Here is a 26,953-nt window from a genome sequence, read left to right on the forward strand (position 1 = left end):
TTAACTGATGGTCACGCCGGCACCGACCAGAACCTTCTTGCCGTTTTCAAGCACGGCAACCAGTCCGTCGGAATAGACCTGAACTTCCTTGATGACGCCAGACACGGTTGCGTCGGCGCTGGTGATGGTGCGGCCGATGATGGATCCGGCCTGATTGAGCGTGGAGGACTGGAGCAGGCTTTCCAGGTTCTTGTTGGTCTGGATGGTCTGCTCGACCTGACTGAAGGTCGCAAGCTGGGCGATCTGCTCGGTCGCATCCATCGGCTCGGTCGGATCCTGGTTCTTCATCTGCTGAACCAGCAGGGTCAGGAACGTATCGTAATCGAGCGTTGCCTTCTTGGATGCGTTGTCCGCGGCCGAACCGGCGGTGGCTGATGCGCTGCTGACTGCACTTACGTCCATGGCGCCAACTCCTTGCGAATCTGTTCAATGGTTCCAGCCGACATGCCGGCCGTGTCGAGAATCTGCTCCTCGATCGGGTAGAGTGCGCGAATCGCCTTGAGCGCTTCGAACGCCCTGCCCTGCGTGACCATACCATCAATATGCTTGAGCTCGGTAAGAACTTCTTCATTCTTGAAGCAGGTCAGCAGCATGACGACCGATTTGCGGAACATGCCCATCGCCTGTTCGGCGCCTTCCGGGTTGATCAGCATCATCTGGACGATGAAGTAGAGCTGGCGCAGCGGCGTCGTGGCCTGCTCGGGCTGCAACACATGGTTCTCAAGCAGAAACGTGACGTCGTTGAGAAACTCAAGCGCAACCTTGCGATCCACCCGAAGCACAGCTCCGTTGATGAAGATCCGTTCGCCTGCCTTGAGGGAAATGCGCAATGAGCTTTTCATTTCAACCCGTCCCTGATGATGATCGAGATATCGATGATGCCCTGGAAATTGTCCGATTCGCGCTTCCGGATCCGCTCGGATTCCTTGATGATCCAGATGCCTATGGAGATCAGGTTGGCCCGGAGCTCCTCCGCAAGCTGATTGTCGGGCGAAGCGAGGTCCTCGACAAACCGGACCCAGAGGCGGCTGACAAAATAGACAGCTTCGATCGCGTCGCGGGATTCAAGACCGTTGGCCTTGGCTGCGTTCAGCAGCGAGATCGAATGATTGATCGCTTCCCGCTCGCGTTCGCGTGCTTCGGCGACACCATCCTCCTGAACATCCGCGTAGGAAAATTGGTACATTCAGACGCCCTTCATGTTTGTCCATTTACGCCCGAAAACTCCGGGCCATGCAGTTACAAGTAATTCATCAAGCTCATTTGCTGGATTCGGGCGGTGAGCGTGTAGGACGCCTCGACCTGGGCAAGCAAAGAATTCATTCGGGTGGACGCCTCGTAGGGGTCGACACCTTCAACATCCCCCAGATGCAGGGTGAGGATGCGGATTTGCGACTCCAACGCAGTGTTGGCCTTGGTGATGCGGTTTTCCGAAACGCCCAGCATGCTGCGCTCGTTGTCGATGCCCGTGACGGCAGCGCCGGCATATTCGATCGCAGTTTTGTTGAGCGAGGCGCGCACCTCTGCCGAAATCGGAGAGTTGATCAGTTCGACCCCCATGACCGCCGCCAGTGCGAAATTGCGCATGCCTTCAACATTGGCGTTGGTACTTGAATCGACGATCTCGTTCTTCAGGATCCGGCTTGAGACATTGGTGTCTGAAGCGCTCGACCAGTCGGTGGTCCAGGCTGCTCCGGTAAAGGCAGGCTCAAGCACCGTGGTGATGAAGTTGTTCATCTGGGCAACGGTGATGTTGGCCGCGGCGGGATCATCCTGGGTAAAGCCGAAATGGCCGAGGAAGGTCGCATCGAAGGCGACCTTGGGCGGCGATCCGGGTGCAAGAAAATCCTCAAGCGGCTGGGTGTTGGTGTTGATGCCTGCGAAGAGGTACTCACCATTGGACGAGGTGTTGGCTGCGGTGGTGAAGGCATCGAGAGCGGTCTCGACATCACGCTGAGCGATGAGCAACCGGTTTGCATCGTCCGAGCCATTGACCGAGATGAAGGCTTCGAGCATCTGCTGGGCGGCATCCGACATGACGTCCATCGAGGCCTGCGCAGCGGAAAGCCGCTGGGTCACGAGCGCGTTGGAATCGAGGATGCCCTTGAGCCGGGATACGTCGCTGTTGAGGGTGACGCTGTTGGACGCCTTGGCGCCGAGCGCAAGGCCGATGTCCGCGTAGCGCCCGGTAACCACCTCGGTGTTCAGCTTCTGGATCTCATTCTGTCCGCGGCCGATGGTCAGCCGCATGGCATTCTGCATTGCCAGATTTGAAACGAAACTCGTCTTCATCTACCTACCTCGCCGCTGCCAGAAGAGCCTGGAGCATTTCGTCGACCGCGGTGATCAGTCGTGCCGATGCCTTGTAGGATTGCTCGAGTTCGAGCAGCAAAGACATCTCCTCGTCCAGTGAAACGCCGGTGATGTTTGACAGGGCTTCTGCCGAGCGGAACCGGGAGGCTTCACGCGATTCGGCCGAAGTCTCCGCGTCGCTGCGGTTGAGTTCGAGCCAGCCGATCGAGTCGGCGGCAAAGCCCATGAGGCTGGTTGTCGTCGAAAGACCTGCGGCGACATCGAATGCGACCGGCTCGTCAAGCTTCTGAACGTAGGAATCGAGCAGTGCGGAATAGCCCGATGCACCCGACGGGTTGGAATTGTAGGCAGCACCGTTGATACCGCCGTCCCGGAGCAATTGCGGATTGCCGCCGAGCGACTGGATGAGCGCCGGATTGACCGTTATCGTCGAAGACATGCCCGGTATAATGGTGGCGCCTGCCGGAATGGTACCTCCCGCCCAGGTGAACAGGCCTGGCAGGTCAGGAAGCGCCGACGCGGTCTGATCGGTCTCGGCAAACGAAACCACCAGGACGCGCGCAATCTCGTCAAGATGATCCTGCATCGACGGGGCGTATTCGTCACGGATCTGCAACAGCGACTGCAGCGACCCGCGACCGGTGGTGGTGGCGCCCTGGCCGGCAGCCAGCGGGACACCATCAATATAGATCTGATTGCCGGTCAGTGCAGCCGAGTAACCCGACGATGTATCGAATTCGACGGGCCGCGCGACCGCCTCGAACAGTGTCACCCCGTCGCTAGTGTACAGTGCCATGTCGTTGCCCGACCGGGTGACCTGGGTGACCCCGACAATCGAGGAAATCTGCTTGATCAACGATTCGCGCTCGTCGAGTTCAGCACTGACATCCTTGCCGGTCTGGGTGCCGCTGAAGACCTTGTTGTTGTTGACCTCAAAGCGAGCAAGCAACTCGTTAAGCTGCGCCACCTGACGGCCAATTTCCTTGTCGGCTTCGAATCTCACCGTCTGCACGGCCTTGGAAGCGGTCTGCAACCCGTTTGCCACGGTGACTGCGTCGGCGATCGCGGTCTGCGCCAGCGTCGCTTCACCCGGCTTGGCGGCATAGGTGGCCAAGGTGTCACGCATGGTTGCGATCAAGGCCGAAGGCGAGGTTTCGTAGTCGTTGCCGCCCAGGATGTTCTTCAGATTGCTCAGCCCATTGAGCAGTGTATCCTGTGCACTCGAGGTCGATGTGTCCGTGACGGTCCGCACAAAAAGCGCCATATCCTGGGCACGCTGGATGCTCACTGCCTGAGCACCAATCAGGGAGTTTGTCAGAACAGCATCGCGCCGCGCATAGTTCGGATCAGTGGCGTTGGATATGTTGCGCGAAATGGTATTGGTCTGCGTCGCGTAGTTCGACAGAGACGTTTGCGCGGTATTAAGTGCTGATGTCAGAGACATTGACGGTTCTTTCTAGTTCCCTAACGAGACTATCGCTTGAGATTCACGAGGACGTCCAACAGGTCGGAGCCTGTCTGGAAAACCTTTGAGTTGGCAGTGTAGCTGCGCTGGGAGGCGATCATGTCGGTCAGCTCGCTGGCCAGATCGACGTTCGAGCCTTCCTGGGCACCGGAGATCAGGTTTCCGAAGCCGCCGGAGCCGCCGAAACCCGTCGTGATGACGCCAGAGTCGATGCCCTGAGAATAGACATTACCCGGCAGCGGGATGAGATTGTCGGGACTGGCGACGTTGGCAAGGGCGATCTGGTAGAGCGGCTTCAGGTCACCGTTTTCATATTTCGCATAAACGGTTCCGTCGGCGGAAATCTCGACATCGGTCACAGCAGAGGGCGCATTGCCATTGACGTCGGCATCATCGACCGTGAACGGGTAGTTGAGCTGTGTCATCTTGGCGAGATCGACCGTCAGAGCCGCGCCGCCGGGAACAGCCAGCGTGATATCGGTCGCACTGGCCGCTGCCAGGGCGCCGTTGAGCGCAGGGTCAAAGGTCAGGGTCTGGGTGGCGAGAGGGCCCGCACCGTAAGGGAAGCCGGTGGTCGGCGTGGCCGTCGAGCGGTCAAACACCGCAACTTCCCAAGTGTCGTTGGCGGTCTTGGTGTAATAGAAGTCGAGAAGAACTTCCTTGCCGACCGTGTCATAGACCACGAGCGAGCTCTTGTGGGAGTATTCGGCAGTCGCGGCATTGGCGGACGGCAGGTTTGCGGCCGCGACAACAGCCGCACTGTCATCAAGGTTTGCGTAGAACAGGCCGGTGGTGGATGGCGTCGCGGTCAGGCCCGCGGATTCGACATTGACCGGAACCAGGCCGTCAAATCCGTTTACGACCGGCGCAGGCGTGCCGCCGGTGTAATCATATCCCATCAGGGTGAAGCCGGCTGCGTTGACGAGATTGCCGTCACCGTCCTTCACGAAGGAGCCGGCCCGCGTCAGGAAGGGGCTGCCCTTGCTGTCGTTGACAATGAAGAAGCCGTCACCATCAATCGCGAGGTCGGTGTTGGACGTCGTGAACTCCAGCGGACCGGCATCGGTAATGGCATAGCGGACGCTCGTCTGAACCGCACCGGAATTGTAGGAACCGGCGCTGCTGGGCAGGATAAGCGATGAAAAGGCGGTGGTGGCACGCTTGTAGCCAGGCGTGCTGGAGTTCGCAATGTTGTCGGCCACAGTGCTCAAGCGGTTGGCTTGCGCGTTCATCCCGGACGCACCGGTTTGCATCATTCCGTAAAGGCTCATCGCGTAATCCCTCGTTTACTACTGAAATCCAGATTAGCTTGCGGGCCTTGCGTGAACCTGATTGCCGGTGATGCACCTGGCTTCGACCAACCGGATTTTCCGGATGGCCGGGTCACTTACTTCCAGTCGATCAGGTAGCCGAGGAAGCGCTTGGAATCGATCGGATCGAAGCCCAGGCGCTTGCGCAGTTTCTTGCGCAGCTTGGAGATGTGGCTTTCAACCACGTTCTCTTCGACGTCCTCGTCGAAGATGCCGTAGATCGCATTGAAGATCTGCTGCTTGGTGACGCGGCGGCCACGGTTGGCGACAAGATATTCGAGGATGCGGCGCTCGCGCCTTGGAAGCGCAAATGTACGATCTTCGATTTCGGGATCGCGTCCGTCGGAAAACACCCGGATCGGTCCGATCTCGATATGCGTCGACAGGGCCTTGAGCCGGCGGCGTATCGCTGCCGCTCGGGCAAGGATTTCGCGCGGATGAACCGGCTTGCGCACAACATCGTCAACGCCGCTATCATAGAATGCCAGGGTGGATTCCAGAGACGGGGTATCGCTTACGGCAATAACAGGAGCCTGCGAACGGTCGCGGATTGCCCGGGGCAGATCCATCATCAGCTTGCCCTGCCCGATCAGGAAGGCTTCGACAGCCTCCAGATCGGAATCCGCGGCAGTGCCGACCCACTCGCCGAACTCTGTTGAATCAAAGCTCGCCGATGGTACTCCTTCCCGCCCGAAAAGAGATGTGTATCCGTCTTTTACCAATTGCCGATCATCAACCACTACGATCATTCGTTCGCCTCCGAATCAGTGTGGTGCCTCGTTACCAAAGAAGTACGAATCCGCTGAATCTTGGTAAACTATCAATTCGATATGGTGACAATTAATAATTGATTAACCATGATTGCCGCTGATTTGCCTAGATATGGTATGTCTCACAAAATACACACACAAAATTGTCTGGAAAAGTTAACAAATGGTTAATTTTTTTCTTGCACCGTTTAGAAATGCCTAATTCTTAACAAATTGTGTCAAATCCGGCAGAAATTTGGCAAACACTCGTACCGGTTGTATCAACTGCAAAACGATCTAGCCTGTTTTGTCCACGCTCCGTGGCCGGTGGCGATGAGGTTGGCGATCACCCGGCAGACATATCTCTTCTGTGCCGGATCGTTGTTCGGGCCAGCGTGATAACGCGCCACCGCCATTGTCCAGGTTTCATGCCTGGCATGCAGCCGCGCAAGGAACCGGGCGGCGTAAACCACATTGGCATGGGGGTCGAGCATGGCGCTCACGGACTTGAACTCGGCGCCATGATAGCGGTGATTGATCTGCATGCAGCCAAGATCAATCAGGGTCTTGCCCTCGGCCCGGGCCTGTTCAAACTCACGCAAGGCCTCGCTGCGACTGTTGGCGAAAACCGTGCGGCCCTCGATATTGAGCGCGTAGGGATGAAGCGATCCCTTCCTTCCGGTCTCTGTCAAGCCGACGGAATGCAGGATGCCCGGGGGCACTCCATAGGCGCGGGCTGCAGCGAGTATCTCTGCTTCGCACACACCGGTCGCGGCCTCGGCCGAGCGCGGCGTCAGACCATCATAGATAGACGCCGTCAGTGCGACCAGTACCAGGGCCAGTATACGAACCTTGTTCATGCGCTTGCCCCCCCTGATTGCCTGTACCCTGCTGTCCGGCATTGTTGCGTCCGCTCTCCCTGCCGGATGACTGGGCATCATTGGACCCTGTCCCCTGCTGACTGGCCTGGAAGCCCTGTTGCGGAGTCTGGCTGGATGCCCGGTCCGGACCGGGCACGTGTTGGACGGAAATCTGTTCCACACCAAAGCCCTGGGCGCGCAGCGCCTTGAGCATCGACTGGTTGTCTTCCTTGATCTGACGATAGGCTTCGGCGGTCTGAACCTTTATCTCGACCGACAGATCATCACCGGTAAGCTTGAGCACCGCGGTGACGCTGCCCAGCGACACCGGATTGAGCTGAAGCTTAAGCGTATGCAGGGTCTGCCCCGGCTGCGAGAGGCCCGTCTGCGTGAGCTGCTGCGCCGGAGCGGCCTTCTGCGCCGCGATCGCCGTACTTCCGGCTTCGGCCAGTGTGCGGGTCAGCAACTGTCCATTGGCCGACATGTTCTGGGCAGGCATGAACTTGCGGGATTCGACCACTTCGACCTTGCCGCCCTTGGCGCCCATTGCATCGTCGAGGCGACGGTCGGCGACATCACGCTGGCGTCCGCCATTGCCACTGCGGAGATCGCGCTTTCCAGCTTCCGCATCGGTTGGCTGGGCTGAGCCTTCCATGCCAAGCGCACGCATGACTTCCCGGACCGATGTCTGATCTTTCTGGCGCTCCGCCCCTGTGTCCGCCGCGGGGGCCTTCGGCCCGGCTTGGACAGCTGCCTGGGCCGCGACTGCGGCTACACCGCCGGTGGCTGCCTGTGCGGCTGCGGCCGGCGCGCTGGCACGCTGGTCGGATTGAACGGTGTTTGCCTGGAGGCTGGCTGCCTTGGCCTTGTCGGATGATTGTGCGGCAGCCTGAGCCTGTGCGGCATCACCATCGGCCTTCGGTTCAGCGACATTTGCAGGCTTTGCGACCGCCGCCACCCGGGCTTGATTGGCATCGGCAGCTGCCGTCTTCCCTGCAGCAGCAGCGATAATGGCTGCCATCTCGTCATTGCCGGCCTCGGGATCGGCCGGCATTCCGTTTGCCTGTTCAGTCGGGAGTTCTTCGCCTGGCGCAGGCTGTCCCAGTGCAGCATCATCCGAGTAGGATGCACTCGACATCAGGCCCGTGAGCAGGTTCAGGATCTCGTCTGACTGCGCAGCCTGCTCGTTCGCATCGTCTGCTTCGTCGCGCACGGCCGAGGCTTCATCAGCCTTGTTGACCCGGTCGCGATCAGCGGTGGTGCCGCGTTTTTCCTGTGAAAGGGCGGCGGAGAATGCGTCATCGCGACCGTCCCCGACCGCTCCGTTGCCATCGCCGGCCTTGGCTGCGGGCCGAGCAGGCACCTGCCGCTGCATCACCATGTCCAATGCGCTCACGAGGCTTTCCTCTCCACTTCACTCAAGCAGCTTGTCTATGCGCTCGAGTGCCTGTTTGCGGTCCGACACATAACCCTTGAAGGTTTCGTCTTCCGCGGCACGCAACTCCTCATCAGGGGTCTTGGCGCGTCTGAAAATGGGACTCCCGGCTTTCTTTTCGCCATCGGCAGCAGTCTTCAAGGGATCACCGGCCTGTGTCATGTCCGGTTGCTGTATCATGGCCGGCATTGCTTGCGTGAAGCTGTCGGGCAGTGGTTTCTTCACGACTTCACTTGCGACAATCTCTGCTGCCTTGCGCAAAGCACGGTCACGGCGCGACAAACGGGCGCCCGACAGTGCATTGATGCTTTGAAGAACACCGTCGACGCCGTCGGTCGGGATCTTGGCCATGCCGGAGTAGAGCTCGGCCATGGCCTGTGGTGCCGTGTCATTGATTCCGAGCAACGCCTCGGCCCTGTCCGAAGCAAAGACCGCAAGATCGCGCAGACCCGAAATGGCCGCCTTGCGGGCGATACGCAGATAGATCTCGCGTTTTCTCGGCCGGTCCATGAAGGACAGGATCTCGCTCAGGCCGTCATCACCGATGGTTTCGTAATTCAGAAGCACGAGGTCGACCACGAGATCGGCATACTGACCGGCATAGGGCGAATTGATGAAACGGCGCGCATAGAGTTGCGCGTAATGCAGTGCCTCCTCCACCATGTTCTTCTGTGCCGCGATGAACAGCGAGCGGCGCAACGCGGCTTCCTCGACCAGCGTCCCCGGCGCCGTCAACCGGGCCCAGTCAAACAATTCGAGCGCTCCGGAATCGTTGAGCGCAGCGGTGACGTTGGCCGCCACCAGCGTGATGTAGGGACCGATCTCGGTATCACGGTAGATCTCGACCACCTCGGTGAGTTCCGTCTGCGTCTTGGCAGCGCGGCCGTTCAGATAGGCCCGCAGGACCGTGGTCACCTCGTTGTCGAAATTGCCGAACTTGTCCTTGATCGCAAGAATGTCGAGCGTGGCGGGATTGCCGCCACTCATGGCATAGATCAGGGCGGCATCGACATTGCGGGGATCGTCGAAGACCTTCTGGTCTGCCTGACGCAGCCGGCTGTCGATCACGCCAATGAGAAAGCGCTGCATCTCCATGGCGGAGTGATCGCCCTGGACGACCGCGTCCTGAACGAACTGCAGAGAGCGGACCAACTTGTAGGGTTCGAGGCTTTCCATCTGCTCGCCGATTTCCAGCCCTGCCACTTCGGCCGGTTCGGAAAACGGTGCCTTGACACCTTCGGTCTCGGCACTCTGGGGATCAGCAGCTGCGTCGTCGCCAGCTCCGTCCACCATGCCGGCTGCCGGCTGGTGCGGATTGGCTGCGCCGTGTGATTCCGCAGATGTCTCGCCATGCTCCGGAGCCGAGGCAGCGTCCTGCCCGCCGGTCCCGGATTTGGCGCCGTGAAACAGCTCAAACGGCAATGGTTTCGCCGGCTCCTGAGCCAGCGCACCAAACGCAAACATCGCCGCGGCAGCGGCGAAGCTCACAGGCGCGGGATAGAAGGCGCGCCGCACCATCAGCTCCCTTCGGCCTCGACAAGGATCTCGATGCGGCGGTTGACCTCGGAATAGGGATTTTCCGGATCCTTGAGCCGGCGGTCAGCAAAGCCCGAGACCTGGATGATCCTGTCCTCTGGTACGCCGCCGCGGACGAGCATGAAAAGGGCGGAGTGTGCCCGGGCGGTCGAGAGCCGCCAGTTGTCATCATTGCCGGATGTATAGGGCCTTGCATCGGTGTGACCGCGAATCGCGATGGCGCCGGGCCGTTTTGACAAAAGCTCGCCGATTTTCTCCATGGCAACAACAAGGTCACGGCCCGGCACGGCAGATCCGACATTGAACATGCCGAAATCAAGCTGGTCGGTGAGCGAGACGAGCAAGCCGCCCTCGGTCGGGGTGACGGTCAAGCCTTCGGCCAGCTTGCCGACGGTACCGCCGAGTGCCCGGGCGATCTCCTTCTGGAGCTCCTCGGCCTCGGCCTCCGCCTTGGCGATCTTGGCTTCTTCTTCGGTGGTTTCCGACCCGTTTCCACCTTCGCCGGCAACATCGGCGGACTGGTTGCCGGTCGGTCCATCCTCGGGATTGCCACCAAAGTTTCCGGCCTGCGCATAGGGATCCTCAAGCAATCCCAGATCGTCAATCGCGTCGGGGGGCGCATTGTTCTGCGGGTAGCCGTCGGCTTCCACCATGGCCTGGCTATCCTCAAGCGACTTGCGCTCCTGCTCGATCTGTTTCGACCAGAAATCCGGATCGAAAGGATCGCGGTAGGCATCACCGCCGGATGCGCCGGTTGCAGGTCCGGATTGCGAAGCACCGCCATCGCCTTTTTCGGAGATGTTGGTCTGGGTTCCCGTTTCCTGGGCGATTTCAGCCAGTACCGAGAACGGATTCTCGAAATAGTCGGATTCGGAATAGTCCTGCTTTTCTCCGGCGGTGCTGTTTTCCTGGTTGCCGACCTCGGCCGCCTTGCCGTCGGTGGTCCCCTGACCGTCCGACTTGGATTTCGGTGCCTTGGCCTCACCGTCCTGGGTGTTGCCAACCTGCTTGATGCCGCGATCGGTCGGCTTGTCGTCCATCAGCTTGATCGGGTTGAAGTAACTCGCGACAGAGGCCTTGCTTTCCTCGTTGGCGGCATTGACCAGCCACATCACCAGAAAGAAAGCCATCATTGCAGTCATGAAGTCGGCGTAGGCGATCTTCCAGACGCCGCCATGGGCACCGTCATCGGCGTTGTTCCCGCGCCGCTTGACGATGATGATCTCGTTCTTGCCCTGGTGGGTTGAGTCGCCTTCAGCCATCAGAAAACCTCAGCCAGAGCTTTGGACCATTCCTCGAGGCGGCTGGCAAACTTGGTCTTGTTGATCTCGACCTCAATGTCGAACTGGTCGTTGCGGTGGACTTCGAACCTGTCGGCATCGGCACCGATATTGGCCTGCAGCGCTTCGACCAGAGCGTCAGGTCCGGAGACGCGGATCTGACCGGCGTTTTCCAGCGCCAGGATCTTGCGGATCTCGTCGGAGAGGCCGGCGAGAATGCGGACGCGAAGCGCCTCATCGATCAGCGGCTTGAGGACGGCCTCAACATCACCGGCGATCATGTCAGCGATTCCTGCGCTTCTTGCGGCAATAGCGTCGGGAATTTGTGTCGCGGCACTGGCTTCAAGCTCTTCACGCAGGGCCGCGAGCTCGGCGGCGTGAAGATTTTCGATGGCGAGATGTTCTTCTTCGAACTTGCGGGTCAATTCAGCCCGCGCAATCGCTTCGCCCTCCGCCCGGGCCTCGGCGCGGATGCTTTCGATATTGATGTTGGGCAGCGCTGCGGGCTTGTCTTCTTCTTCCACATGCCGGTCAGCATGGAAACCGCTCATATCGGTGAATTCGAAATCCGGCAGATACCTGGCGAAACTGGCCGTCATGAGCCTCTCCGTTTGGTGGCAATTGCTGACGATAGCCGGTTCACTGTCTTTTCCCTTCGAGAATTGAAGGCGGGGACTGCAGGATCCGGCTGCGCCTTCATGCGCGTGAGAAACCTAGGGAGTTAAACTTGTGTGAGAATGACCTCGGGCTGCCCGACCCGATGAAAAATGCCCGTCCTCACCAAGATTTGCGCTGATCCGCACCAAGGGCAATTTTGGTGCGGATCAGCTGATCCACCATGTCCGTTGACCGGCGGCACGGTAGAATTCGATCATTCAGCCCGCCCGTTCAGGGCCGGTCCGGCTTACTGCCGGAAGAGCTGAAGGATGTTTTCCGAGTTGGTGTTGGCAATCGACAGTGACTGGATGCCGAGCTGCTGCTGCGTCTGCAGGGCCTTGAGGCGTGTCGATTCCTCGTTCATGTCGGCGTCGACCAGACGGCCGATACCCTTGTCGATGGAGTCCATCAAATTGGCGACGAAGTCTTCCTGCATGGAGACGCGCTTGTTGACGGCACCGAGATTGGATGCGGCATCGGTCATCGTGGTGAGAATGGAATCCACCACCCTGATCATATCGTCAACCTGGGCATCGGTGGTGGTCGCGGCCAGGGTGATGGCCGTACCGGATGCCTGGGTGCCGGTGGTCGAGCCCGTATCAATCAGGAAGTAATCGCGAGTTGCGGTACCGGTTGCGTTGGGATCAAGGGCGTTGGCGTCGATATCCTTGGTCAGGATGCCGAGGCTTTCGTTGGCAGCGCCGATCATGGTCAGGCTGGTGACGTTGATGTCGAGCGTGGTGATCGAGACCAGGCCGTTGACGTCGCGGTTGAAGCCGCCGACGACCGACTTGGTTCCGGCCGCTGCGGTCGAGGTGTTGTTGAGCCAGTTCTCGCCGGAGAACGATGCCGAAACGGCAATCGACTGAAGCTGGTTCTTCAGCTCTGTCAGTTCCTTGTCGATCTTGGTCTTGTCGACGCCAGGCTCGCGGGCCGCAACCAGCTTTGCCTTGATTTCGGAAACCACGTCGATGGAGCTGTTCATCGCGGTGTAGGCGATGTCCACCTTTGCCGCACCCAGTCCCAATGCATCCTTGACGGTGGACAATGCCTTGTTGTCGGACCGCATGGTCGTTGCGATCGACCAGTAGGCCGCGTTGTCACCGGCGGTTTCGACGCGGTAGCCCGAAGAAACGCGCGCCTGCGTCATCTGCATTTCTGAATTGATTGTGCGAAGTGTCTGAAGGGCAGCCATTGCGGCTGCGTTGGTCATGATGCTGGTCATATTTAAATGCCCCCTATAATTGCCCAGGGACATACCGGCCTCAATTCCGGCTACGATGATCTTGCGTCATGCAACCGGTTTGGCACTTGCCTTGCTTGCCGGTTCATCGTTGGTAACTAATCGGTAAACGTTTATGGTTAACGAGGGGTTAATTCAACCCCTAAATCTACTAATGAAAACCTGTTGCTGTTTACTTCTTGCTGTTTTAGCGAAGCTGTAACGAAGTTTTTACAACGCGTTACCGCGCCGCACAAAGTTCGATGCCAGTCGCAACCAGGGTTGGACCAGCGAGCAACGCGAAAGGGCCGCATCGTCCCCGATGCGGCCCTTGTTTCCTGTTGCCGTGGCCGCCCGAAAGCGGCCCACTCACGTCCGGTCTTAACGGAAGAGCTGCAGGATGTTTTCCGAATTGGTGTTGGCGATCGACAATGACTGGATGCCGAGCTGCTGCTGTGTCTGCAGGGCCTTCAGGCGGGTCGATTCCTCGTTCATGTCCGCGTCAACCAGACGGCCGATACCGCTGTCGATGGAGTCCATCAGGTTGGCGACGAAGTCTTCCTGCATGGACACGCGCTTGTTGACGGCACCGAGGTTCGAAGCCGCATCGGTCATCTGCGTCAGCATCGAGTCAACCGCGCGGATCATGTCATCGACCTGTGCGTCGGTGGTTGTCGCAGCCAGTGTGATGGCCGTACCGGAGCCGGCGGTTGCCGCTGTACCATCGGCATCGATCAGATAGTAGTTGCGGGCGGTACCGGTGGCATTGGGGTCCAGCGCATCGGCATTGATGTCCTTGGTCAGGATGCCGAGGGCTTCGTTGCCTGCGCTGATCAGGGTGGTCGAGGTCACGTTGACCGAAAGAGTGGTGATCGATACGAGGCCGTTCACGTCGCGGTTGAAGCCGCCGACGATTTCCTTGGTACCGGCAGCCACGGTGCCGACATTGTTGAGCCAGTTCTCACCGGAGAACGAGGCGGATTCGGAGATCGAAACCAGCTGGTTCTTCAGCTCTGTCAGTTCCTTGTCGATCTTGGTCTTGTCGACGCCAGGCTCGCGGGCGGCAACCAGCTTTGCCTTGATTTCGGAAATAACGTCGATGGCCGAGTTCATGCCGGTGTAGGCAACGTCGACCTTCGCGGCACCGAGTCCGAGTGCATCCTGAACGGTGGAAAGCGCCTTGTTGTCCGAACGCATCGTGGTTGCGATCGACCAGTATGCGGCATTGTCCGCAGCAGTTTCGACACGGTAGCCGGAGGAGACGCGGTTCTGCGTCATCTCCATGTCGGAGTTGATGGAACGGAGGGTGGCGAGCGCAGCCATTGCTGCGGAGTTGGTCATGATGCTTGTCATTGAGGTGTCCCTATTGACGATCTTACGCGGGACATACCGGACTCGGTTACCGGCAACGGTGGCCAGGCATCATACCCATCGCATCCGGTTTCCTCCGATCCGCGACCCACCATTTCTTGACAACCAAAATGTCGGATTATGGTTACTGAACACTTAACCGTGGTGACTTTCTTACCGGTGCGTGAACAAAAAAACGCCGGGGATTTCTCCCCGGCGTTGTTGTTGGGCCCAACCCTATGATCGGGTCTGAAGCGCTCCTTAACGGAACAGCGACAGGATGTTCTGCGAGTTGGAGTTGGCGATCGACAGCGACTGGATGCCGAGCTGCTGCTGTGTCTGCAGGGCCTTCAGGCGGGTCGATTCCTCGTTCATGTCGGCGTCGACCAGGCGGCCGATACCGGTTGTGATCGAGTCCATCAGGTTGGCGACGAAGTCTTCCTGCATGGAGACGCGCTTGTTGACGGCACCGAGGTTCGAAGCGGCATCGGTCATCTGCGTCAGCATCGAGTCGACAACACGGATCATGTCGTCAACCTGGGCGTCGGTGGTGGCTGCAGTCAGAGCGATCGCGGTACCGGAAGCCTGCGTACCGGTGGTCGAACCGGTGTCGATCAGGAAGTAGTCGCGGGTTGCGGTGCCGGTTGCGTTCGGATCCAGCGCGTTGGCATCGATATCCTTGGTCAGGATGCCGAGGCTTTCGTTGGCAGCACCGATGAGGGTGGTCGAGGTGGTGTTGACTGCCAGGGTGGTGATCGAGACCAGGCCGTTCACGTCGCGGTTGAAGCCGCCGACGATTTCCTTGGTGCCGGCAGCAGCAGTGCCGGTGTTGTTGAGCCAGTTCTCACCGGAGAACGAAGCGGATTCGGAGATCGAAACCAGCTGGTTCTTCAGCTCTGTCAGTTCCTTGTCGATCTTGGTCTTGTCGACGCCAGGCTCGCGGGCCGCAACCAGCTTTGCCTTGATCTCGGAGACGACGTCGATGGCCGAGTTCATGCCGGTGTAGGCAACGTCGACTTTCGCGGCGCCAAGGCCGAGAGCGTCCTTGACGGTCGACATGGCCTTGTTGTCCGAACGCATGGTTGTTGCGATCGACCAATACGCGGCGTTGTCTGCAGCCGTCTCAACCCGGTAACCGGAAGAAACGCGGTTCTGCGTCATTTCCATGTCGGAGTTGATCGAACGGAGAGTGGCGAGTGCAGACATTGCTGCGGAGTTAGTCATGATGCTTGTCATGGAAGTGTCCCTTTTGACAAAAAAATACGCGGGACATACCGGACTCGGTTACCGGCAACAGTGGCCAGGCATCATGCCCGTCGCTTCCGGTTTCCTCCGATCCACGACCCACCATTTCTTGACGATCAAAATGACGGAGTGTGGTTACTGAAGGTTTAATCGGGAATTATTTATTCGACGGGATTGTTTCGGAATGGAAAAACGCCGGGGATTGCTCCCCGGCGTTCTTTACATGCTCAAACTCGAAACTTAGTCTTAAGCAATCCTTAACGGAACAGCGACAGGACGTTCTGCGAGCTGGAGTTGGCGATCGACAGAGCCTGAATACCAAGCTGCTGCTGGGTCTGCAGAGCCTTCAGGCGGGTCGATTCCTCGTTCATGTCCGCGTCGACGAGACGGCCGACACCCTTGGTGATCGAGTCCATCAGGTTGGAGACGAAGTCGTCCTGCATGGAGACGCGCTTGTTGACGGCACCGAGGTTCGAAGCGGCATCGGTCATCTGCGTCAGCATCGAGTCGACAACACGGATCATGTCGTCAACCTGGGCGTCGGTGGTGGCTGCAGTCAGGGCAATCGCGGTACCGGAAGCCTGCGTACCGGTGGTCGAACCGGTGTCGATCAGGAAGTAGTCGCGGGTTGCGGTGCCGGTTGCGTTCGGATCCAGCGCGTTGGCATCGATGTCCTTGGTCAGGATGCCGAGGCTTTCGCCGGCGGCACCGATCAGGGTGGTCGAGGTCACGTCGACGTCGAGCGTGGTCAGCGTGACCAGGCCAGCGGCGTCACGGTTGAAACCGGCAACGATGTTCTTGGTGCCGGCAGCAGCCGAAGTGGTGTTGTTGAGCCAGTTCTCACCGGAGAACGAAGCGGATTCGGAGATCGAAACCAGCTGGTTCTTCAGTTCTGTCAGTTCCTTGTCGATCTTGGTCTTGTCGACGCCAGGCTCGCGGGCAGCAACCAGCTTCGCCTTGATTTCGGAGACGACGTCGATGGCCGAGTTCATGCCGGTGTAGGCAACGTCAACCTTCGCAGCGCCGAGGCCGAGAGCGTCCTGAACGGTGGAGAGAGCCTTGTTGTCCGAACGCATGGTGGTTGCGATCGACCAGTAAGCGGCGTTGTCTGCAGCTGTCTCAACCCGGTAACCGGACGACACGCGGTTCTGCGTGCTTTCCATGTCGTTGTTGATCGAACGCAGGGTGGCGAGCGCAGACATAGCTGCGGAGTTGGTCATGATGCTAGTCATGGGATTGTCCCTTTAAAAAATAACGCAATACTGAGGAGGGACATACCGGGCTTATGTTTTTACCGGTCATGCGGTTCGGCATCATGCCTGTCGGAACCCCTTGACTTCGCAAGAGTGTTCCTCCCCGTCATGTTGGCACCATAATCCCAGTTGGCGCTTTCGAATTGATTAATCGAAAGCCAAATAAGCGAGTAAATTCAATATAGTTAACCGTCACTTAAGTTAACCATAACAATGCTTGAGATACCGCCACACCGGGCCGGAGAGCAGCATCAAGCGGGCGCCGGAATCAGGTCCGCGCACGGCTGCTCAGGCGTAAACCTGTTTACACAAAGGAGCGAACGAGGCTTCCGACAAGCAGGTTCCAGCCGTCGATGAGGATGAAGAAAAGGATCTTGAACGGCAGCGAGATCGCCGTCGGCGGCAGCATCATCATGCCCATGGACATGGTGATGGTGGCGACCACCAGATCGATCACGAGAAACGGCAGGACGACAAGAAATCCGATCTCGAAGCCGCGCCTGATCTCAGAGATCATGAAGGCGGGGACCAGAACGCGCATGTCGATCTTGCCTTCCGTTTCGGTCGTCTGGCCGCGCTCGGTGGCAATGTCGATGAATAGGTTGAGATCCTTGGGACGGGTGTTGACGAGCATGAACTCGCGAAACGGGTCGGCGATGAGCTGGATGGCCTCCTCTTCGCTGACCTGGTTCTCGAGAAGCGGGCTCACGCCCCGCTCCCAGGCGCGATCAAATGTCGGGGCCATGACATAGAAGGTCATGAACAGGGACAGGCTGACCAGAATCATGTTGGCCGGCGTCGTGGCCAGCCCCATGCCGGCGCGCAGAATGGCGAAGGCGATGATGAACCGCGGAAAGCTGGTCACCATGATGAGGATGCCGGGCGCCACTGACAGAACGGTCAGCAGTCCGAAGGTACGGATGATCCAGCTTGCAACGGATCCGTCAACCGGGGCCTGGAGCAGATTGGGATCCAGAACCTGGCCGTGCGCCGCCGTTGCAATCGCCATCATGGCTGCAAAGGCTGATAGAAATCGAATCATTCGATCACAAATGTCCTCAAAAGGAGGTCGTTGACGCGGCCTTCCGACCGCAACTTCACGCGTTCACGCAGATCCTCGCGCAGATACTGAAAGCCGCGCGGCCCTTCTATCTGCTGAAGCGATACGGTGCGCAGATAGGCAAGCATGTCCTGGTGGATCCGATCCGCCATCGCCTGATCGGGTTCATCGATGAACACGAGAGACACTTCGATTCGAATCCAGTTGTCGGAAGGATATGACAGGTTTGTGGTGATCGGCTCAAGCGCAAGAACGTTTTCCCGCGGTTTGTCCTCAGCCTCTTCTTCTTTTTTCTCGTCCTTGCCTTCAGAACCTGCAGATGCAGCCGTTTCCGGCTGATCCACCTGCGGCGCGATAATGCCGCCGACCATCCAGCCGCCTCCAGCCGCGACCAGGCTGAGCACCAGCACGACCGCAATGGTGACGATCAGACCGGACTTCTTCTTGCCGCCATCGTCTTCTGCGCTTTCAAAGTCAGCCATGGGTCACGCCGTCAGATCGGAGAAAGGATATCGACAAGCTGCTGACCGATCGGCGGTTGCTGCACTTCGGTCAACCGACCGCGACCACCGTAGGAAACCCGGGCTTCCGCAATCTTGTCGTAGGCCACGGTGTTGTTGTGGTCGACATCGAGCGGCCGGACAATGCCCGCCACGTTGAGAATGCGGAGTTCCTGGTTGACCCGGACTTCCTGGCTGCCGCTGATGACGAGATTGCCGTTCTGCAGGATGCCGGTGACGACCGCGGCCACACGCAACTGCAGTTTCTCGGACCGTTCAGTCGTGCCCTGCCCCTTGGTCGAGGTGTTGGAGCCATATTCAAGGTCACCGGCGCCAACGGCGGAGATGACCGGAATGTTCATGCCGAGATTCATGCCGCTCGCATTCTTGCGGCTGCGGTCGGTGGCATTGTCAAAGCTGGCCTTGTCGTTGATGGCAAGATCGACGGTGAGAATATCGCCGACGCTGACCGCGCGGGCATCCTGAAACAGCTTGGAACGGCGATCGTCCCAAAGCGAGAAGCTGCTTGAGCGCGGTGGCGGCTGCTTGGGATATGCCGCCATTTGCGGCGTTTCCCCATAGGCAAGACCGGACCCCACCGGGCTCATCGACGGCGCCTGACCAACCTCGCTCAAGGTCTGCGAGTTGCACCCGGCCAGGATGAGAGCAAGAACGGTAATGGCTGAAGCCCTAATCATGACGGATCCTCGGGTTGTTCGGGTGCCGCGGCTGCGGCAATGATGGTCGTGAGGGCAGCCGCCTTCTTGGTATCCATCTCGTTGAGTATCGAGCTTGCGAGTCGCGGGCTGAGTTTCATGACGATGGCAGCCGCAATGCCCGGCTTGACGATTTCCAGCTGCGCGGCAGCGGAATCGGGAGCCATGTTCTTGTAGATTTCAACCAGCTGCGAGTCGGCCACCTGCATGAAGTCTTCCCGCTTTTTCAACCATTCGCGGTACTTTTCGGACCGCTCCTCGAGCAGGCCGATCCGTTCGTCGACTTCCGCCTGAAGCTCTTCGAGCTCCTTCTTCTGCAGAAGATAGCGCTGGTCACGCGCTGCATCGGCGATGTTGCCGCAGAAGGCGCGGATCTCCTCTTCAAGAGTTGGCGCCGGCGCCTGCTGGGCAAATGCGCCGGGAGCGACCAGGCCCAGAAGGACAACCGCGGCTCCGCCACGGAACCATCTGCGGGAGGGTGACTGCCGCGCGCTGTTCATTGCAGCACCAGTTCGGCATGCAGCGCACCGGCTGACTTGATGCCCTGGAGAATGGCGATGATGCCGTCGGGCTTGACGCCGATCGAGTTCAGGCCGGCGACCAGCGTTCTGAGATCCGGCCCGTCGATGATGGCGACCTGGCCACCGTCGACGCCGGCGGTGATGTCGGTGAGCGGTTCCACGGCTGTCACGCCGTCAGAGAACGGCAATGGCTGGACCACGGTGGGCGTTTCGTTGATCTGGACAACCAGCGTTCCATGGCTGACGGCAACCTTGGAGATACGGACATCATTGCCGATGACGATGGTGCCGGTGCGCTCGTTGACCACGACACGCGCGGGTGAATCGGTCTCGACGACAAGACCCTCGAGTTCCGCGGTCAGGCGAGCGAGGTCGGCGCGGGGCGGCTTGCGAACCGCCACAGTGGTGGAATCGCGGGCTTCGGCGATCGGCGTGCCGTAGCGCGCTTCGGAGAATGCATTGATGACGTCGGCCATGCCCACGGCCGTTGTGAAATCGGGATTGCGGAGCTGGTAGACCAGCCCCTCGGTCTGTTTGAAGGTCGCCGGAATCTCGCGTTCGATGATTGCGCCGCCGGGCAGGCGGCCCGCGGTCGCGGTGCCCTGCTGGAGGATGGCCGCGTCGCCTTGCGCATTGACCGCGGACACGATGACGGAGCCCTGTGCAACCGCATAGATCTGGCCGTCCGGCCCCGACAGCGATGTCATGACCAGTGTCCCGCCACGCAGCGAGGTGGCGTCCCCCAGAGAGGAGACCGTGACATCGATCCGCGAACCCAGGCTGGCGAAGGGCGGCAGATTGGCGGTGACGATCACGGCCGCAACATTGTTGACCCGCGACGCGCCGCCTTCGGTGGAAATGCCAAGATTTTGCAGCATTGCACGGAGCGACTGTTCGGTGAACGGCGAATTGCGGAGACCGTCACCGGTTCCCTGCAAACCGACGACGAGGCCGTAGCCAATGAGCTGGTTGTCGCGTCCTGCCTGCAGCGAGGCAATGTCCTTGATGCGCGAGGACGCGCCCGCCGGCCGGATGAAGCTCAGCCCCGACCCGGAGGCAAAGTCCTCGACGGACCGTGAGCCGTTAGCCGCATCCATTGCAGGCCCGGGCCCGGATCCGGCGAGGCAAATCATGGCAATCCAGATGCTGAATATCTTGGCAATCCTGCGGATCATTTCGCGGCCACCCGTATGCTGCCGTTGTCCATAACCGTGCCGGACACGATCAGTCCGGATTCGATGTTGCGGACACGGATGAAATCGCCGATCGCCGCATTCTCAAGCGGCGTGCCGGCTGCGGTGATTGTCAGGCCATTGCCGCTGAAGACCAGTTGAACCGTCTTGCCACGCTCGACCGCCCAGGAATCGCGCAATGCCGCGACCGGGATGGTCCGGCCCGGCAACAACGTGCGGGTGGTCACCTTGCCAAGCACTTCGCTGGTTATCTCGGCATAGCCGCCGCGCAGGTTCGGATTGGTGACATCGACTTCGCGAACCATGTCGGCCAGCAGTTCCTCGCCGGGATAGATGGTCCGTTCGGGAACCACCGCGGTGCCGCGGCCGGCCTGCGCCGCGGGAACGGCGCAGATCAGCCCGGCCAGGACAACTGCCGCGCGAAACAGGCCTTGCAGAGGCTTTGTGGGGCGAAACATCATGTCTGCCTTGTCCCTTGTTGTTACCTAAGGTTCTTGGAAACGACGGACGCCATTTCATCCGCCGCCTGAATGATCTTCGAATTCATCTCGTAGGCCCGCTGGGCGGAGATCAGGTCGGTGATTTCCTTGACAGGATCAACATTGGAGGCTTCGAGATAGCCCTGCTGGATGTGGGCAAACCCCGGATCCGCGGGAACACCGACGATCGCCGGACCGGAGGCTACGGTTTCACGGAAAAGATTGTCGCCGAGCGGTTCGAGGCCGGCCTCGTTGACGAAATTGGCCAGGGTCAGCTGGCCGAGATCCTGCAATTCGACATCATCGCCGATACGGGCCAGAATCTGTCCGGTGCGGGAAATCTGCACTTCGCTGGTCTCATCGGGGAAAGTGATGCCGGGGACGACCACGTAACCGTCGATGGTAACCAATTGGCCGTCGGCGTTGGTGTTGAAGGCGCCGGCGCGGGTGTACTGGGTTTCACCGTCCGGGGTCTCGATCTGGAACCAACCGCGACCAACGAGCGCCAGGTCGAGCTTGTTCGAGGTACCGACCAGGCTGCCCTGGATATGCAGGTTGCGCACGGCCGAGGTCTGCACACCGAGACCGATATGCGCGCCTTCGGGAACGATAGCCTGGTTGGAGGCATTGGGAACGCCTGAGTTGCGCTCGACCTGGTAGAGCAGATCGGAAAACTCGGCGCGAGCCCGCTTGAAGCCCGTCGTGTTGATGTTCGCCACGTTGTTGGCGATCACCTCAAGATTGAGCTGCTGGGCATTCATACCGGTAGCTGCGATGGCCAAAGCCTTCATGGCGTGTTCCTCAGATTTGCATACGTGCGATTTCGAGATAAGCAGTGACCATCTTGTCGCGGATGGCGACTGCGGTCTGCAGCGACTGTTCGGCCGTCATGATGGCGTCGACGACATCACGGGTCGGCACCTCGCCGCGGATGGAGGCGAAGGACTGGCCTTCCGCGACCTTGAGGTTGCTCACCACACCTTGACCGAGGTTTTTCATGGTATCGGCGAAAGAGCTCGCGGAAGGGCCCGCTATCGCGGCAGCCATGTTCGGCATGCCGGCTGCACCGGCCATGTCGGTATCGCGCGCACCAGCCAGGCCCGAAAGGCCGGAAATGCCGGAAAGTCCTGAAATCTTGTCAATCATTGGCCGGCCCTCAGCAGATCGATGGTCATGGATACCAGTTCCCTGGTTTGTTTGACGGTCTGGAGATTGGCTTCGTAAGACCGATTGGCCTCGCGCATGTCTGCCAGTTCAACCAAGACGTTGATATTGGGCAACTTGACCATGCCATTTCTGTCAGCCGCCGGATTTCCGGGGTCGTATTCCATGGTGAACTCGGCCGGATCGACATCGATCTTGGACACTTCGGCACGCGAAGCGCCGAAGGTGCGGTCGAGTTCCCAGGAGAAACTGATCGTCTTGCGGCGATAGGCGTCCGCTCCCGGCGTGTTCCCGGTCGACTGGGCGTTTGCGAGGTTTTCGGAGAGCACCCGCATCCGGGTTTCCTGAACATTCAGGCCGGAAGAGGCGATGCGGGAGGCGAGAGTAAGCGGATCAACAGGCATAATCAGCGCCTCACGGTCAGAAGCATCATGCGGTGAAAGGCTTTCACCAGTCCCGTGTTCATTTCGTACATGCGTTTGATTTCTCCGGTCTTGCTCAATTCCTGCGGCAGGCTGACCGAGTTTCCGGAAGGCTGGACATCCACGTCACCAAAGCTTCCGCTGCGGACCGATCCGCGCATCAGGTCTTCCTGGATATGTCCGGGATGGGTTGCCGCCATGCGAACCTGCGGCTGGGTCTTGTCGAGCACGGCCTCGAATGCCGCCACTTCGCGCGTCGCATAACCGGGTGTGTTTGCATTCGCGATGTTACCGGCAACCACGCTCTGGCGCACTGTGAGCCAGTGAGATTGCTTGGATGCCAGTTCGAAAAGCTGAATCGGCTGCATGGCGTTTCCCTGTCCTTAACAAGCCCAGAGACTAGGCCGTTAATCTTGCGTGTGCCTTACGGAAGAAAGCAGACGCCGCCCTGCTCCATACCGATGGAACGGACCACCGGTCCCTGCCCCCGCACGGGATCGACCGGCCGGATGCGACGGGTGTGCATGAAGGCGTCCGACGCGACCGGAGTTGCCCACATATCCGGGGTGTGCACGCGGCGTGAAAAAGCCGCCGGAAGCGCATCCGGCGGCTTTGAAGGCCCTGTTAGGTCAGGAAGGGAGCGACTTGGCTCCGGTCAGCTTCACCTGACCTCAACGCTGGATGACCTCGCCGTTGGACGTGATGATCACCCACTGCCCATCGCGCTTCTCGAGAGTGGCAAGGCGAGAATTGTCCGGCAACACCGAACCGATGCGCACAATGTACATGCCCGACTTGTCCTCGATCAGCGCACGGCCATTGGCGACATGCAACAATTTGTAGAGCGGCTTGCCGGGAAAGGTCCTGTCGGGGTCAACAATGGTCGCCGACGGCGGTCCACCGCTGCCCTCTTCGCCAAGATTGGAAACCGTAGCGGTGGTGATCGGATCGAAAGCTGAGGGCTCGGCGCTTCCGTCATTTTCATCCGGTATGGCCAGCGGCGAGACATTGACGACGGAACGGCCGCCGGATTCGGGAAGGTCACGGGTTTCACTGTATCCCATGGGTGCGATGCCGAAGCTTTCCTGGTTGAAGAAGACGTACCATGGGAAGAATGCCGCAGCGGTTGCCAGCAGAAAGCCGGTGACCGCCACGATCCGATCACCCGAGCGCTTGGCCTTGGGTGCGGGCATCGGAGCCTGATCTTGGGTCTCGATCGCATCGGTCGCGATCTTGGAAGCTTCGGTCACGGTTTCGTCCTTTCCTTGGAGGCCGGCGCCACGGGCAAGCCCGCCGCAGCCTTCATTGCATCCGCGAGTTCGGCAAAGGCATCTTCGCTTGGCGGCTGTTCAGGTGTCTGGCGCAGGGTCTCATAGATGACCGGGGTCTGCTTGATCGCCATTTCCAGTTCGGCATCTGAGCCCGCGCGATAGCCGCCAATCAACCTCAGGTCGCGGGTTTCCTCGAAACGGTGAATGAGGGCCTTGAGCCGCATCACCAGTTTCTCCTCGTCACCACGCCAGGCCTTTCGCGCCAGACGCGAGATCGAGGTCAGCGGATTGACCGGTGGATAGCGGCCTTCGTCGGCGAGTGCGCGATCAAGCACCAGATGCCCGTCGAGAATACCGCGCGCGGAATCGGCCACCGGGTCGTTGTGGTTGTCGCCATCGACCAGGATCGAGACAATCGCGGTGATCGCGCCCGCCCCTTCCGGTCCCGGACCGGCACGTTCGAGCAAGCCTGGCAAGGCGGTGAACACAGATGCGGGATAGCCGCGAGCGACCGGCGGTTCACCCGCAGCCATACCGATCTCACGCAGCGCATGGGCAAACCGGGTCAGGCTGTCGACAATCAGCAGGACATTCTCGCCAGTATCGCGGAAGTGCTCGGCAATGGCCATTGCCGTCAGCGGCGCCAGCTTGCGCTGCATCGGACTTTCATCGCTGGTGGCAACCACAGCGACGGTCTTGGCCATGTTCGGGCCGAGCGTGTCCTCGATGAATTCCCGGACCTCGCGGCCGCGCTCGCCAACAAGCGCCACCACCGCGCGATCGAAGTCGGCCGCCTTGGCAAACATCGACAGCAGGGTCGACTTTCCGACACCGGAACCGGCAAAAACCCCCAGCCGCTGTCCCTGGCACATCGGCGTGAAGACATCGACGACGCGAATGCCGGTCTTGAGCGGCTTGTCGACCCTTTGCCGCAGCATCGATGCCGGCGCGGCACCGGTGACCGGGCGAGAAGCCGGGCCCTGCGTGAGCGGGCCGAATCCGTCGACGGGCTCGCCAAGCGCGTTGATGGTGCGACCGCACCAGCTTTGATCCGGCGACAGCCTGAACGGCCCGCGGCGCCAGACCCGTTCGCCGATATTGGCCTGTGATGCACCATCTACCGGACAGGCGATCAATTCATCCGGTCCAAGACTGACCACCTCGGCCAGCTTGCTGGTGCCGCCATGGCGAAAGGTGAGGAAATCGCCGATGCGGACATGCCGCGACAGGCCGGCAACGACGCAGTGGCCGGGGGCCACGGCGATGACCGTGCCAGAGATGTCGTAGGCACCTTCGGGAGTTGAGAAGGTGCGCACGGTCTCGGCAAGCCTGGCAAGAGCCGGCCGGCCGCTCATGGTTTGAAGATCTCCGGCAAGGCGTGCCTAGGCGCCAGAAAAGAAGGCATTCGGCTCATCGCCCGCTGCCAAGGGTTCGGATGGCTTCCTTGAACACAGCCTCGGTGGAGTTGGTCATCGCCGAAATGTTCTCGAATGCACGCGAGATGATGATCAGCTTGCTCATCTCGGACATGGCATTGACGTTGGAGTTCTCGATGTAGCCCTGCAACAGACCGGCGCTTTCCTCATCGAGCACCGGTTCGGGCTGAAGGGTGGGGACAATGCCCAGCGGCGCCTTGCGGGTAAATCCGGCGCTGAAATCGGCCGTGAACAGGCCGATCGCACCGCGGCGGAAGCCATCCTGGGTCAAACCGCCGTCACGGCCGGCCTTGGGCGCCTCTCCGTCGGGATCGAGCTGGATCGGCGCTTCACCCGGGTCGAGCACCGGGTAGCCATCGATGTTGACCAGCGCGCCGGTATTGGTGAGCGTGAAGCGGCCGTCGCGGGTCAGCATCTTGCCGGTCGGCGTTTCGATCATGAACCAGGCGTCGCCACGAATAGCGAAGTCGAGCGCACTGCCGGTCGTCTTCAGGCCGCCATTCGCGGTGGAAAGGTAGTCCTGACCCTCATCGACGAAGGACACGTCGGTCGATCCGGTGTTGGCCAGGACCTCGTTGAACTTAACCTCGGTTGCCCGGAACCCTGTGGTATTGGCGTTGGCGACGTTGTCGGCCAGAGTGGTCAGACGGCGCTCAAGCGCAATCTGGGATGACAATGAAACGTAAAGCGAACCCTGCATCAGCGGCCCCCGAGTTTGAGATTGTTGATGGAGAGCATCAGCTCCGGCGTAATGCCGAAACCGGTGGACGAACTCAGCAGCAGGCTCGAACCAGCCGAACCGAAGGACGGGTTGTCCAGCTCCCAGAGAGCCGTGAACCGCTGCATGAAGGTGTTGAGTTTCTCAGGATCCTTGAAATCCTTGATGTCGAGGCGCGATCTGAGCATGTCGGCCTGCTTGTCGATATCTGACGCCGCGATTTCAGCCGGAATGCCGAGAGCCGTGCGGACCACTTCGTAAAGCGCCGTGTCGGCAAGAATGCCGTAAACCGAATCCAGTTCCGGCGCGGTCCGTTCGAAGTAAAGCGCCAACCGCACACCAGTGTTATCGACGCCGGCTTCCTCCTCGAGGGTCAGCCGGTGGTATTTGTCGACCGTTCCCTGCTGCGCCTTGGTGAAGATGGTCGCGGTTTCGCCGTTGCGGGCAAAATTGTAGGTTTCGGCGAATTCCTTGTACTTGGAGTCGGCAAGCTGGTTGGCGAAGGCGTCATCCTTGTCGACGCCTTCGGTCAGCACCTTGCGCATGAAAGCCTTGGCATAATTCATGTCTTCGAGACCGTGCGCCTTCATGGCATAGTTGAAGACCCGCGTATCGGCCATGAATTCGTCGATGGATTTGATCTCGGAAATCCGCTTGAGATAATATTCGCTTTCCCGGGCAACCTGGGGCTGGCTGGCGATCCGCTCGATCGAACGCGGCAGGTCCCGCGCGATCAGATTGTAGCTGGTGTATGTTGACGTCACCGGATTCACCCCCGTTGTGCCTCAGGGCGCGTCG

Annotated in this window: 30 protein-coding genes; all 30 read right to left on the minus strand. The window is 59.8% G+C overall.

What is annotated here, in order from left to right:
- Positions 1-402, minus strand: a complete 402-nt coding sequence (gene flgD / locus SPHINGO391_RS18080) for a flagellar hook assembly protein FlgD (RefSeq protein ID WP_152010148.1) — start codon at positions 400-402, stop codon at positions 1-3.
- Complete coding sequence (gene flbT, locus SPHINGO391_RS18085; RefSeq protein WP_152010149.1) at positions 393-842, minus strand: flagellar biosynthesis repressor FlbT; 450 nt, start codon at positions 840-842, stop codon at positions 393-395. Before flbT ends, flgD begins: the two co-directional genes overlap by 10 nt.
- Positions 839-1,186 carry a flagellar biosynthesis regulator FlaF gene (flaF, locus tag SPHINGO391_RS18090; RefSeq protein WP_152010150.1) on the minus strand — a complete coding sequence of 116 codons (348 nt, stop codon included), beginning with the start codon at positions 1,184-1,186 and terminating at the stop codon, positions 839-841. The genes flbT and flaF overlap by 4 nt, the downstream gene beginning before the upstream one ends.
- A 53-nt stretch (positions 1,187-1,239) precedes the next feature.
- Positions 1,240-2,292 (minus strand): flagellar hook-associated family protein, encoded by a 1,053-nt coding sequence (locus SPHINGO391_RS18095; protein ID WP_152010151.1) that lies wholly within the window; start codon positions 2,290-2,292, stop codon positions 1,240-1,242.
- 4 nt (positions 2,293-2,296) lie between these two features.
- The gene (gene flgK, locus SPHINGO391_RS18100) at positions 2,297-3,757 is read right to left on the minus strand and encodes a flagellar hook-associated protein FlgK (RefSeq protein WP_152010152.1); all 1,461 of its coding nucleotides are present in this window, start codon (positions 3,755-3,757) and stop codon (positions 2,297-2,299) included.
- Between the two features lie 29 nt (positions 3,758-3,786).
- On the minus strand, positions 3,787-5,049 hold the full coding sequence (locus tag SPHINGO391_RS18105; RefSeq protein ID WP_152010153.1) for a flagellar hook protein FlgE: 1,263 nt from the start codon (positions 5,047-5,049) through the stop codon (positions 3,787-3,789).
- 116 nt (positions 5,050-5,165) lie between these two features.
- A complete protein-coding gene (locus tag SPHINGO391_RS18110; protein WP_152010154.1) occupies positions 5,166-5,837 on the minus strand; it encodes a response regulator transcription factor in 672 nt (223 codons plus the stop codon).
- Between the two features lie 281 nt (positions 5,838-6,118).
- Positions 6,119-6,697 carry a transglycosylase SLT domain-containing protein gene (locus tag SPHINGO391_RS18115; protein ID WP_152010155.1) on the minus strand — a complete coding sequence of 193 codons (579 nt, stop codon included), beginning with the start codon at positions 6,695-6,697 and terminating at the stop codon, positions 6,119-6,121.
- Positions 6,639-8,093: a flagellar hook-length control protein FliK gene (locus SPHINGO391_RS18120; protein ID WP_152010156.1), complete on the minus strand. Its 1,455-nt coding sequence runs from the start codon at positions 8,091-8,093 to the stop codon at positions 6,639-6,641. Before SPHINGO391_RS18120 ends, SPHINGO391_RS18115 begins: the two co-directional genes overlap by 59 nt.
- A gap of 18 nt (positions 8,094-8,111) precedes the next feature.
- Positions 8,112-9,650, minus strand: coding sequence for a chemotaxis protein (locus SPHINGO391_RS18125; RefSeq protein WP_152010157.1), 1,539 nt, complete (start codon positions 9,648-9,650; stop codon positions 8,112-8,114).
- Complete coding sequence (locus tag SPHINGO391_RS18130; RefSeq protein WP_152010158.1) at positions 9,650-10,930, minus strand: MotB family protein; 1,281 nt, start codon at positions 10,928-10,930, stop codon at positions 9,650-9,652. The genes SPHINGO391_RS18125 and SPHINGO391_RS18130 overlap by 1 nt, the downstream gene beginning before the upstream one ends.
- Positions 10,930-11,547: a hypothetical protein gene (locus tag SPHINGO391_RS18135; protein WP_152010159.1), complete on the minus strand. Its 618-nt coding sequence runs from the start codon at positions 11,545-11,547 to the stop codon at positions 10,930-10,932. Before SPHINGO391_RS18135 ends, SPHINGO391_RS18130 begins: the two co-directional genes overlap by 1 nt.
- A 305-nt stretch (positions 11,548-11,852) precedes the next feature.
- Positions 11,853-12,830 (minus strand): flagellin, encoded by a 978-nt coding sequence (locus SPHINGO391_RS18140; protein WP_152010160.1) that lies wholly within the window; start codon positions 12,828-12,830, stop codon positions 11,853-11,855.
- A gap of 378 nt (positions 12,831-13,208) precedes the next feature.
- Positions 13,209-14,180, minus strand: coding sequence for a flagellin (locus SPHINGO391_RS18145; RefSeq protein WP_152010161.1), 972 nt, complete (start codon positions 14,178-14,180; stop codon positions 13,209-13,211).
- A gap of 258 nt (positions 14,181-14,438) precedes the next feature.
- Entirely contained in the window at positions 14,439-15,413 is a 975-nt protein-coding gene (locus SPHINGO391_RS18150; protein WP_152010162.1) for a flagellin, read from the minus strand.
- A gap of 266 nt (positions 15,414-15,679) precedes the next feature.
- Entirely contained in the window at positions 15,680-16,654 is a 975-nt protein-coding gene (locus tag SPHINGO391_RS18155) for a flagellin (RefSeq protein WP_152010163.1), read from the minus strand.
- 325 nt (positions 16,655-16,979) lie between these two features.
- Positions 16,980-17,717, minus strand: coding sequence for a flagellar type III secretion system pore protein FliP (fliP, locus tag SPHINGO391_RS18160; protein ID WP_152010164.1), 738 nt, complete (start codon positions 17,715-17,717; stop codon positions 16,980-16,982).
- Entirely contained in the window at positions 17,714-18,217 is a 504-nt protein-coding gene (locus tag SPHINGO391_RS18165; RefSeq protein WP_152010165.1) for a flagellar basal body-associated FliL family protein, read from the minus strand. Before SPHINGO391_RS18165 ends, fliP begins: the two co-directional genes overlap by 4 nt.
- An 11-nt stretch (positions 18,218-18,228) precedes the next feature.
- Positions 18,229-18,933: a flagellar basal body L-ring protein FlgH gene (gene flgH, locus SPHINGO391_RS18170; protein WP_152010166.1), complete on the minus strand. Its 705-nt coding sequence runs from the start codon at positions 18,931-18,933 to the stop codon at positions 18,229-18,231.
- Positions 18,930-19,451, minus strand: a complete 522-nt coding sequence (locus SPHINGO391_RS18175; RefSeq protein ID WP_152010167.1) for a MotE family protein — start codon at positions 19,449-19,451, stop codon at positions 18,930-18,932. Before SPHINGO391_RS18175 ends, flgH begins: the two co-directional genes overlap by 4 nt.
- Positions 19,448-20,569 carry a flagellar basal body P-ring protein FlgI gene (locus tag SPHINGO391_RS18180; RefSeq protein WP_152011619.1) on the minus strand — a complete coding sequence of 374 codons (1,122 nt, stop codon included), beginning with the start codon at positions 20,567-20,569 and terminating at the stop codon, positions 19,448-19,450. Before SPHINGO391_RS18180 ends, SPHINGO391_RS18175 begins: the two co-directional genes overlap by 4 nt.
- A gap of 74 nt (positions 20,570-20,643) precedes the next feature.
- The gene (flgA, locus tag SPHINGO391_RS18185; RefSeq protein WP_152010168.1) at positions 20,644-21,126 is read right to left on the minus strand and encodes a flagellar basal body P-ring formation chaperone FlgA; all 483 of its coding nucleotides are present in this window, start codon (positions 21,124-21,126) and stop codon (positions 20,644-20,646) included.
- Between the two features lie 20 nt (positions 21,127-21,146).
- Positions 21,147-21,935: a flagellar basal-body rod protein FlgG gene (flgG, locus tag SPHINGO391_RS18190; protein WP_152010169.1), complete on the minus strand. Its 789-nt coding sequence runs from the start codon at positions 21,933-21,935 to the stop codon at positions 21,147-21,149.
- Positions 21,936-21,945: 10 nt separating this feature from the next.
- Positions 21,946-22,290, minus strand: a complete 345-nt coding sequence (locus SPHINGO391_RS18195; RefSeq protein WP_244615235.1) for a flagellar hook-basal body complex protein FliE — start codon at positions 22,288-22,290, stop codon at positions 21,946-21,948.
- Complete coding sequence (gene flgC, locus SPHINGO391_RS18200) at positions 22,287-22,712, minus strand: flagellar basal body rod protein FlgC (protein ID WP_152010170.1); 426 nt, start codon at positions 22,710-22,712, stop codon at positions 22,287-22,289. Before flgC ends, SPHINGO391_RS18195 begins: the two co-directional genes overlap by 4 nt.
- Positions 22,713-22,714: 2 nt before the next feature.
- Positions 22,715-23,098 (minus strand): flagellar basal body rod protein FlgB, encoded by a 384-nt coding sequence (gene flgB, locus SPHINGO391_RS18205; RefSeq protein WP_152010171.1) that lies wholly within the window; start codon positions 23,096-23,098, stop codon positions 22,715-22,717.
- Positions 23,099-23,401: 303 nt separating this feature from the next.
- A complete protein-coding gene (locus tag SPHINGO391_RS18210) occupies positions 23,402-23,923 on the minus strand; it encodes a flagellar protein (RefSeq protein ID WP_152011621.1) in 522 nt (173 codons plus the stop codon).
- A gap of 53 nt (positions 23,924-23,976) precedes the next feature.
- Positions 23,977-25,356 (minus strand): flagellar protein export ATPase FliI, encoded by a 1,380-nt coding sequence (gene fliI / locus SPHINGO391_RS18215; RefSeq protein WP_152010172.1) that lies wholly within the window; start codon positions 25,354-25,356, stop codon positions 23,977-23,979.
- 55 nt (positions 25,357-25,411) lie between these two features.
- On the minus strand, positions 25,412-26,137 hold the full coding sequence (flgF, locus tag SPHINGO391_RS18220) for a flagellar basal-body rod protein FlgF (protein WP_152010173.1): 726 nt from the start codon (positions 26,135-26,137) through the stop codon (positions 25,412-25,414).
- Positions 26,137-26,919, minus strand: coding sequence for a DUF1217 domain-containing protein (locus SPHINGO391_RS18225; RefSeq protein ID WP_152010174.1), 783 nt, complete (start codon positions 26,917-26,919; stop codon positions 26,137-26,139). Before SPHINGO391_RS18225 ends, flgF begins: the two co-directional genes overlap by 1 nt.
- Positions 26,920-26,953 lie beyond the last annotated feature (34 nt).

Origin of the sequence: Hoeflea sp. EC-HK425 (genome assembly GCF_902498795.1) — a bacterium.
GTDB lineage: Bacteria > Pseudomonadota > Alphaproteobacteria > Rhizobiales > Rhizobiaceae > Hoeflea > Hoeflea alexandrii.

What these genes read in the sequence shown, in the direction of transcription:
- flgD (WP_152010148.1), bottom strand. Translation starts at nt 402, where the DNA reads ATGGACGTAAGTGCAGTCAGCAGCGCATCAGCCACCGCCGGTTCGGCC.
- flbT (WP_152010149.1), bottom strand. Translation starts at nt 842, where the DNA reads ATGAAAAGCTCATTGCGCATTTCCCTCAAGGCAGGCGAACGGATCTTC.
- flaF (WP_152010150.1), bottom strand. Translation starts at nt 1,186, where the DNA reads ATGTACCAATTTTCCTACGCGGATGTTCAGGAGGATGGTGTCGCCGAA.
- SPHINGO391_RS18095 (WP_152010151.1), bottom strand. Translation starts at nt 2,292, where the DNA reads ATGAAGACGAGTTTCGTTTCAAATCTGGCAATGCAGAATGCCATGCGG.
- flgK (WP_152010152.1), bottom strand. Translation starts at nt 3,757, where the DNA reads ATGTCTCTGACATCAGCACTTAATACCGCGCAAACGTCTCTGTCGAAC.
- SPHINGO391_RS18105 (WP_152010153.1), bottom strand. Translation starts at nt 5,049, where the DNA reads ATGAGCCTTTACGGAATGATGCAAACCGGTGCGTCCGGGATGAACGCG.
- SPHINGO391_RS18110 (WP_152010154.1), bottom strand. Translation starts at nt 5,837, where the DNA reads ATGATCGTAGTGGTTGATGATCGGCAATTGGTAAAAGACGGATACACA.
- SPHINGO391_RS18115 (WP_152010155.1), bottom strand. Translation starts at nt 6,697, where the DNA reads ATGAACAAGGTTCGTATACTGGCCCTGGTACTGGTCGCACTGACGGCG.
- SPHINGO391_RS18125 (WP_152010157.1), bottom strand. Translation starts at nt 9,650, where the DNA reads ATGGTGCGGCGCGCCTTCTATCCCGCGCCTGTGAGCTTCGCCGCTGCC.
- SPHINGO391_RS18130 (WP_152010158.1), bottom strand. Translation starts at nt 10,930, where the DNA reads ATGGCTGAAGGCGACTCAACCCACCAGGGCAAGAACGAGATCATCATC.
- SPHINGO391_RS18135 (WP_152010159.1), bottom strand. Translation starts at nt 11,547, where the DNA reads ATGACGGCCAGTTTCGCCAGGTATCTGCCGGATTTCGAATTCACCGAT.
- SPHINGO391_RS18140 (WP_152010160.1), bottom strand. Translation starts at nt 12,830, where the DNA reads ATGACCAGCATCATGACCAACGCAGCCGCAATGGCTGCCCTTCAGACA.
- SPHINGO391_RS18145 (WP_152010161.1), bottom strand. Translation starts at nt 14,180, where the DNA reads ATGACAAGCATCATGACCAACTCCGCAGCAATGGCTGCGCTCGCCACC.
- SPHINGO391_RS18150 (WP_152010162.1), bottom strand. Translation starts at nt 15,413, where the DNA reads ATGACAAGCATCATGACTAACTCCGCAGCAATGTCTGCACTCGCCACT.
- SPHINGO391_RS18155 (WP_152010163.1), bottom strand. Translation starts at nt 16,654, where the DNA reads ATGACTAGCATCATGACCAACTCCGCAGCTATGTCTGCGCTCGCCACC.
- fliP (WP_152010164.1), bottom strand. Translation starts at nt 17,717, where the DNA reads ATGATTCGATTTCTATCAGCCTTTGCAGCCATGATGGCGATTGCAACG.
- SPHINGO391_RS18165 (WP_152010165.1), bottom strand. Translation starts at nt 18,217, where the DNA reads ATGGCTGACTTTGAAAGCGCAGAAGACGATGGCGGCAAGAAGAAGTCC.
- flgH (WP_152010166.1), bottom strand. Translation starts at nt 18,933, where the DNA reads ATGATTAGGGCTTCAGCCATTACCGTTCTTGCTCTCATCCTGGCCGGG.
- SPHINGO391_RS18175 (WP_152010167.1), bottom strand. Translation starts at nt 19,451, where the DNA reads ATGAACAGCGCGCGGCAGTCACCCTCCCGCAGATGGTTCCGTGGCGGA.
- SPHINGO391_RS18180 (WP_152011619.1), bottom strand. Translation starts at nt 20,569, where the DNA reads ATGGATGCGGCTAACGGCTCACGGTCCGTCGAGGACTTTGCCTCCGGG.
- flgA (WP_152010168.1), bottom strand. Translation starts at nt 21,126, where the DNA reads ATGATGTTTCGCCCCACAAAGCCTCTGCAAGGCCTGTTTCGCGCGGCA.
- flgG (WP_152010169.1), bottom strand. Translation starts at nt 21,935, where the DNA reads ATGAAGGCTTTGGCCATCGCAGCTACCGGTATGAATGCCCAGCAGCTC.
- SPHINGO391_RS18195 (WP_244615235.1), bottom strand. Translation starts at nt 22,290, where the DNA reads ATGATTGACAAGATTTCAGGACTTTCCGGCATTTCCGGCCTTTCGGGC.
- flgC (WP_152010170.1), bottom strand. Translation starts at nt 22,712, where the DNA reads ATGCCTGTTGATCCGCTTACTCTCGCCTCCCGCATCGCCTCTTCCGGC.
- flgB (WP_152010171.1), bottom strand. Translation starts at nt 23,098, where the DNA reads ATGCAGCCGATTCAGCTTTTCGAACTGGCATCCAAGCAATCTCACTGG.
- SPHINGO391_RS18210 (WP_152011621.1), bottom strand. Translation starts at nt 23,923, where the DNA reads ATGCCCGCACCCAAGGCCAAGCGCTCGGGTGATCGGATCGTGGCGGTC.
- fliI (WP_152010172.1), bottom strand. Translation starts at nt 25,356, where the DNA reads ATGAGCGGCCGGCCGGCTCTTGCCAGGCTTGCCGAGACCGTGCGCACC.
- flgF (WP_152010173.1), bottom strand. Translation starts at nt 26,137, where the DNA reads ATGCAGGGTTCGCTTTACGTTTCATTGTCATCCCAGATTGCGCTTGAG.